Source organism: Corallococcus interemptor (assembly GCF_003668875.1).
Taxonomy (GTDB): domain Bacteria; phylum Myxococcota; class Myxococcia; order Myxococcales; family Myxococcaceae; genus Corallococcus; species Corallococcus interemptor.
The window spans coordinates 1-403 of the sequence record NZ_RAWM01000419.1; the positions used below are offsets into that span (position 1 = coordinate 1).

Annotated in this window: 1 protein-coding gene; it reads left to right on the forward strand. The window is 42.7% G+C overall.

Annotated elements, in window-relative coordinates:
- Nucleotides 1-133: 133 nt before the first annotated feature.
- Nucleotides 134-403: hypothetical protein (locus D7X96_RS40680; protein ID WP_208647471.1), on the forward strand; the 270-nt coding region annotated here is incomplete at its 3' end.

Consider the following 403-nt stretch of genomic DNA (forward strand, 5'->3'; position numbering starts at 1 on the left):
CAGCATGCGGACTCTCCTCTGCCTCATTAAAACTGGTGGAAGAAGCCCCTACTCCTGGATCATCCGTGGGCACCCCCTGCTCTGGCCCTGAAAAAGGATAGAGGAACTTCTCCTGTCGCCTCACAACCTGCCAATGAAAGATGAAAAAGGTATGAATATGGTCTTGTCAAAAATCAAATATCAAGACTATTACTATATACCTCCTTCGACGACCGGTGGAATGCTTTCTGCCTCCATGAACTCATCTGAAGCATCATCAAAAGTTGCATCCATGGATGGTTCAAAGTCGTCAGAATCTTGTGGCAAGTCAATTGTCAAGGAAACCAAAAATATGTCAACGAGTGGCAGCAAAAAAAGAAAAAAAAGAAAAAAAGAAAAAAATGGGGAAAAGAAATCATACCAG